2 protein-coding genes are annotated in these 2882 nt (G+C 56.8%); one reads left to right on the plus strand and one right to left on the minus strand.

The window, feature by feature from the left end; translation table 11 throughout:
- Nucleotides 1–97: 97 nt before the first annotated feature.
- The gene (locus AD928_RS00455; RefSeq protein WP_233419870.1) at nt 98–616 is read right to left on the minus strand and encodes a hypothetical protein; all 519 of its coding nucleotides are present in this window, start codon (nt 614–616) and stop codon (nt 98–100) included.
- Between the two features lie 516 nt (nt 617–1132).
- Between AD928_RS00455 and AD928_RS00460 the strand changes: the two genes are divergently transcribed.
- A complete protein-coding gene (locus tag AD928_RS00460) occupies nt 1133–2314 on the plus strand; it encodes a Fic family protein (RefSeq protein ID WP_062247382.1) in 1182 nt (393 codons plus the stop codon).
- The last annotated feature ends 568 nt before the right edge of the window (nt 2315–2882 follow it).

Here is a 2882-nt window from a genome sequence, read left to right on the forward strand (position 1 = left end):
AGATCTTTTCTATGACTGACATGAGGCGAAAGCTGTCTATCTGCTTGGAGTGGGCCGACTCTCCTTCTCTGAGTAGAAGGAGAGCCATTGCATCAATTTACCCGTTTTTGATTTTCGCCCAATAACGTTCTGTTGCTGACCGCCGCGACTCCCATCCAGCTTCTTTGAGCTGAAGAGGTAATTCCTTTTCGGTGACGTCTGGAATGGCCTTCAAGATTTCAGCGATTGTCGTCCGGTCTCGCTCAGCAAGATAGGTCTCGAGACTCACAGCCGGTGGCAGTGCTGAGAACGAAGGCATCGGGATTTCCTCAATCCGGATGCATTCCTCCTCCTCAAGATACTCTGCCACCCTGTGTAACCCGAGAAATTTCACCCCGGCCAGCCTGTCTTCGGCATAAAACCCCGACCCTGCCGCATCGGCAAACATGTCCCAAAGCCTCTCCACCACCAGGGGTGGAAGATGCTGGAGCATGGTGCGCCTGTTGATCGGCTCCCAGCGGAGAAGTTCGTCCGGCGCACCGACGATCACTTCGATCCTGTCTGTGGCGACGTTGAACCGGATCCGGCCCTTCATTCGGGTACGGATTTCGTCTCGCATTTCCTGCTCATCGCGCATGATGATGTTCCTCATTGGTTTCCAAGCTTCGTTCTGAACGGATCGGAGAAACCAGTTGAGGCGGCCCTGTGGGCCATGGCGATGCGTAGACGCGCGTGATCGCCCGGCCCTCTTTCGAAGGTCGGGACGTGCATAAGTGTCTGATAAGCCAGTCTTTCATGGCGATCAGACGTCGATTTGTAGGGATTTATGATGGAAGTGGTTGCGGGGGCCTGCAACCAAAGAAAACTGCTGCTTGTCAGCGGGTTCGTTGAACGGTTGGCAGCATAGCTAAATGACTGAGAAAGAGGAAGCTTTTTGCCATGTCCCCATATATCCCTTCAAAAAACCCTCTCCGATAAACCAGACTGACTGTCAGAACTCCTTCCCTGCGACCAACGGAACAGCCGAATGTCTGCATGGATCGACCGGCCCATGGTGACAGCGGCCCTTATTTAAGAGCGCTTACCTTACCTCACCTCCTATTTAAACCAAATGGCTGTTGCTTAAATAACGGTGCGACGCCACAGTGGGCTCATGTCCGAACCCACGAGCAACCCTCGGCTAGGCCGCTTCGTCGAAACGCCGGTTGCAGGCGAGATAGTGCGCGCCTTTGTGCCGCCACCCCTGCCCCCGGAGCCCTCAATCGACGTTCTGGCCCTTCTGGAACGGCTGAGTCTGGCGGAGCGCGCATTGGGACGTCTGGATGGCATCACCATGCTGCTGCCGCGCCAGGAGCTATTCCTCTATATGTATGTGCGCAAGGAAGCCGTCCTCTCGTCCCAGATCGAGGGAACGCAATCGACCCTGACGGACCTGCTTCGCTTCGAAACAGAGGCGCAGACTGGTCAACCAATCGACGACATCCGTGAAGTCTCCAATTACGTCGACGCCATGATGTATGGACTGAAGCGACTGGAAGACCTACCGCTGTCCCTGCGCCTGATCCGTGAGATGCACGCGCGATTGCTCCAAAGCGGACGCGGCGGCACGAAAAATCCCGGCGAGTTCCGGCGTTCGCAGAACTGGATCGGTGGGACACGCCCCGGCAATGCGCTCTTCGTACCGCCGCCGCCGACTGAAATGGATGTCTGCCTCGATGCGCTGGAGCGTTTCATGCACGAGGAAGGCTCGCGACTTCCCGCCCTCCTCAAGGCCGGCCTGCTGCACGTTCAATTCGAGACCATCCACCCGTTCCTGGACGGCAACGGCAGGATCGGCCGCTTGCTGGTCACGCTGTATCTCTGCGTCAACGGCGTGCTGCGGAAGCCGCTGCTCTATCTGAGCCTCTACCTCAAAACCCATCGCACCGATTATTACCGCCTGCTTCAGGAGGTGCGCGAGCATGGCGCGTGGGAAGCTTGGCTCGAGTTCTTTCTCACGGGCGTCGCGGATACCGCCAATCAGGCATTCGATGCGGCAACCCGGATTGTCGAGTTGTTCAAGCAAGACCGAGAGCGCATCACGGTGGAGAGCGACCGGGCCGGCTCGGCGCTGCGCATCCACGATCTGTTCCAGCAGAATCCTTATCTGACGGCCAACCAGATCGTTCACCAGACGGGCCTCTCGGCCCCCACGGTCAATGCGGCGCTCGCCGATCTGGAGCGGCTCGACATCGTCGAAGAAATCACCGGGCGCAAACGGGGGCGCGTGTTCAGTTACCGGGGGTATCTCGCCATCCTGAGCGAGGGCACCGACCCACTCCCCACTGCTGTTTGACGGAAGAAAGCCTGTGTGGACCCTTTTCCCGAGCGATTGACCAGCCCCCTCAGGCTGTGCGCCGAAATGCCAGCGCCACGTAAACATTGCGGCGTTTAAAGATAGCTACGAGGGAGAGCGGACTGTCTGAAACGGGATAAAAGTCTCGCAAACCACACGTTCACCAGAACTATTGGCACACCAAGCAAGAGAACAACTCTTGTTTGGCACGGATTTGGGCTGCGTATCCGACGTAATCTGTCGCGAAATGGTTGAATCGAGACTATAATAACAATGGAAGGCATAAGGACGGCCGGTCGCCATCCTTGGCGCCACGCATCCAAGAGATTCGATCACGGAGCCCGACGAAGCGACACCGAAGATGCCCACGCAGAACTTCTCAAATGATGTGGTATTGTGCTCGTCGCCGAACTTTCTTTTATCCGGATTTTGCACACGGTAAGCAGTTTATGATCGGACAAAGATGTTGCGCATTCCTCTTTCGACAAAGCTCTCTCTCCATTGCATAGGGTGGTTACTCAATGCTAGCGCCGCCCGAACAATGAGGTGGTCCCGTCCGTTCGGACAG

The sequence above is a fragment of the Acetobacter cerevisiae genome, assembly GCF_001580535.1.
GTDB lineage: Bacteria > Pseudomonadota > Alphaproteobacteria > Acetobacterales > Acetobacteraceae > Acetobacter > Acetobacter cerevisiae.